Raw genomic sequence first — 2,682 nt, forward strand, 5'->3', positions numbered from 1 at the left:
CGGTTGCCGCCATGCCGATGGCCTGGATCTCGATCCGCGCGCCAGGCCGGCTGCAGCGCCTGCTCGAGGGCTGCAACTACATCGTCGGCGCGTTGCCGGGCGTGGTCATTGCGCTGGCGCTGGTGACGATCACCGTACGCGTCGCGCTGCCGCTCTACCAGACGCTGTTCACCATCCTGTTCGGCTATGCGCTGATGTTCCTGCCGCGCGCGCTGATAAGCCTGCGCGCTTCGATCGCGCAGGCTCCGGTGGAGTTGGAGCGTGCCGCTTCCAGCCTCGGCCGGCCGCCAGTCAAGGCACTGTGGGCGACAACCATCCGCCTGTCGGCGCCCGGCGCCGCGGCCGGCATGGCGATGGTGGCGCTCGGCATCACCAACGAGCTCACCGCCACCCAGATGCTGGCGCCCAACGGCACCCGCACCCTGGCGATGGCCTTCTGGTCCTACAGCAGCGAGATCGACTACGCCTCCGCCGCTCCTTACGCGTTGATCATGGTGGCGATGTCGCTGCCGATGACCTGGTGGCTCTACGTCCAGTCGAAGCGGATGGCCGGACGATGAGCTTTCTCGAACTGAGCGATGTCGCCAAGAACTATGGTCCGGTGACGGCGCTGGCCGGTGTCGACCTTCAGGTCGAAAGCGGCAGCCGCACCGCGATCGTCGGGCCGTCCGGCTGCGGCAAGACCACCTTGCTCAGGCTGATCGCCGGCTTCGAGGCGCCGGACCGCGGCCGCATCGCGCTTGACGGCAAGGTGCTCGCCAATGGCGACGCGGCCGTGCCGGCGCATCGCCGTGGGATCGGCGTGGTGGCCCAGGACGGTGCCCTGTTCCCGCATCTCAGCATCGCCGACAATATCGGTTTCGGCATCGCGCGGAATGCCGACAAGCGGGCCGAGCATATCGTCGAGCTTGCCTATATCGTCGGGCTGGACAAGGCGGTCCTGAAACGCCGGCCGCATGAGCTTTCCGGCGGCCAGCAGCAGCGCGTCGCGCTTGCCCGCGCCATGGCGATGAAGCCGCGGCTGATGCTGCTCGACGAACCCTTCTCGGCGCTCGACACCGGGCTTCGCGCTTCGATGCGCAAAGCGGTGGCAGAGCTTCTGGAAGAGGCGGGCATCACCACCATCCTGGTCACGCACGACCAAGCCGAAGCGCTGTCCTTCGCCAGCCAGGTGGCGGTGATGCGCGACGGCCTGTTCTCGCAGGTCGGGACGCCGCGCGAGCTCTATTTCCAGCCCAAGGACAGGATGGTCGCCGAATTCCTTGGCGACGCCATCATCGTGCCCGCCAGGATCGCGGATGGCTTCGCAGTGTCGCGGCTCGGCCGCATCGCCGTCGATACGAAGGAACGGCGCGATGTCGCGCGCATCATGCTGCGGCCCGAGCAAATCCTGCTCAAGCTCACCTCCCGCGAAGGTATGTCGGGCACGCCGGACATGCTGTTCGGCGAGGTGACGGACTGCGAATTCGCGGGCGCCGTCTGCACCGTGGCGGTACGGCTGCTCAACAGCCCGGATCCGCCGGACGCGGCCGCCATCGGCAACACGCCGCTCGTCTTGCGCAGGACAGGCATGGACGCGCCGTCCATCGGCGAGATCGTGCGGCTGACCGTCACCGGCAAGGCGCACGTATTCGCTTAATCTCCGCCTTGAAATAATGCAATTCTGCATTATCTTCAGCAGCCGGAGGCTGCACCATGACGACATTGACAGTTACAGCGCGTGGCCAAGTCACGTTCCGGAAGGATGTGCTCAAGCACCTCCGCATCCAGCCCGGTGACAAGATCAGGCTTGATCTTCTACCTGGTGGCCGGGCGGAGCTGAAAGCCGACCAGGGCAAGGGCTCCTGGCAAGAGCTGAGCGGGATGCTCAAGGGCAAAACCAACGGCGCCCGGCTTTCGATCGAGGAGATCAACGATGCGATCGCCGACGCCGGCGCTTCGAGCGGGATGCGCGGAATCGAGCGCAAGTGAAGGTCAGCCTCGACACCAACGTGCTGTTGTGGCTCATTGTCGGGGACGACGAAGCGCAGCAGCAGACCGCAGCCGAGACCCTGGAAAGGGCCGAACTGGTCGCGATCAGCGTTCAAGCGCTCTGCGAGTTCGTTTGGGTGCTGGACAGAAGCTACCGGGTCGCGCGGCCCGACATATCAGCCTCGATCCGTCGCATCCTCGATATGCGCAACGTCGTAGCCAACCGACCAACGATCGAGGCTGGCCAGGCCGTGCTCGACGCCGGCGGAGATTTCGCCGACGGCGTGATAGCGTTCGACGGTCAGTGGCTCGGCGGCGAAACCTTCGTGTCCTTCGATAGAAAAGCGGCAAAGCTGGTCGAAGGACAGGGAACGCCCACACTGCTGCTCGAGTGATCTACCGCACGCGTTGTCCCGTCGCCGGCGACCAGAGCGGCCATTGCTCGAGAAAGTCGTGGCTGTGGATAACGACGCGCTGCCCGTCGATCAGGATGATCGAATAGGCGGGCGGCGCCTGCTCGACCATCTCGTCGCCGACCACGTCGAGCATGAAGCGGGCATGCAGGCCCCGTTGCACCGAGAACGGAATGCCGGCGACGGTGCCGGCGATGTCGCGGTGGACATGGCCGAAGAAGATGTAGCGGACATTGCCGTGGCGCGTCAGCACGTCGATGAGCCGCTGCGGCTGCTCGAGCCCGAGCGGGTCGAGCAG

General features: G+C 65.8%; 4 protein-coding genes and 1 pseudogene. 4 read left to right on the top strand and 1 reads right to left on the bottom strand.

Annotated elements, in window-relative coordinates; all coding sequences use genetic code 11:
* The 4 genes from EOA24_RS33545 to EOA24_RS33560 form a co-directional block, all read left to right on the top strand.
* Nucleotides 1–560, top strand: a 560-nt coding sequence (locus EOA24_RS33545; protein ID WP_133374746.1) for an ABC transporter permease subunit, incomplete at its 5' end; no start/stop codon positions are given.
* A complete protein-coding gene (locus EOA24_RS33550; RefSeq protein WP_127250975.1) occupies nucleotides 557–1,639 on the top strand; it encodes an ABC transporter ATP-binding protein in 1,083 nt (360 codons plus the stop codon). The genes EOA24_RS33545 and EOA24_RS33550, both read left to right, overlap by 4 nt.
* Nucleotides 1,640–1,695: 56 nt before the next feature.
* Complete coding sequence (locus EOA24_RS33555; protein ID WP_126081046.1) at nucleotides 1,696–1,971, top strand: AbrB/MazE/SpoVT family DNA-binding domain-containing protein; 276 nt, start codon at nucleotides 1,696–1,698, stop codon at nucleotides 1,969–1,971.
* Nucleotides 1,968–2,366, top strand: coding sequence for a type II toxin-antitoxin system VapC family toxin (locus EOA24_RS33560; RefSeq protein WP_127258753.1), 399 nt, complete (start codon nucleotides 1,968–1,970; stop codon nucleotides 2,364–2,366). The genes EOA24_RS33555 and EOA24_RS33560 overlap by 4 nt, the downstream gene beginning before the upstream one ends.
* A 1-nt stretch (nucleotide 2,367) precedes the next feature.
* Here the strand turns inward: EOA24_RS33560 and EOA24_RS33565 are convergent.
* Nucleotides 2,368–2,682: pseudogene (locus EOA24_RS33565) on the bottom strand (phosphodiesterase); the annotation flags it as partial.

Source organism: Mesorhizobium sp. M2A.F.Ca.ET.039.01.1.1, from assembly GCF_003998035.1.
In the GTDB taxonomy this organism is placed as follows: Bacteria; Pseudomonadota; Alphaproteobacteria; order Rhizobiales; family Rhizobiaceae; genus Mesorhizobium.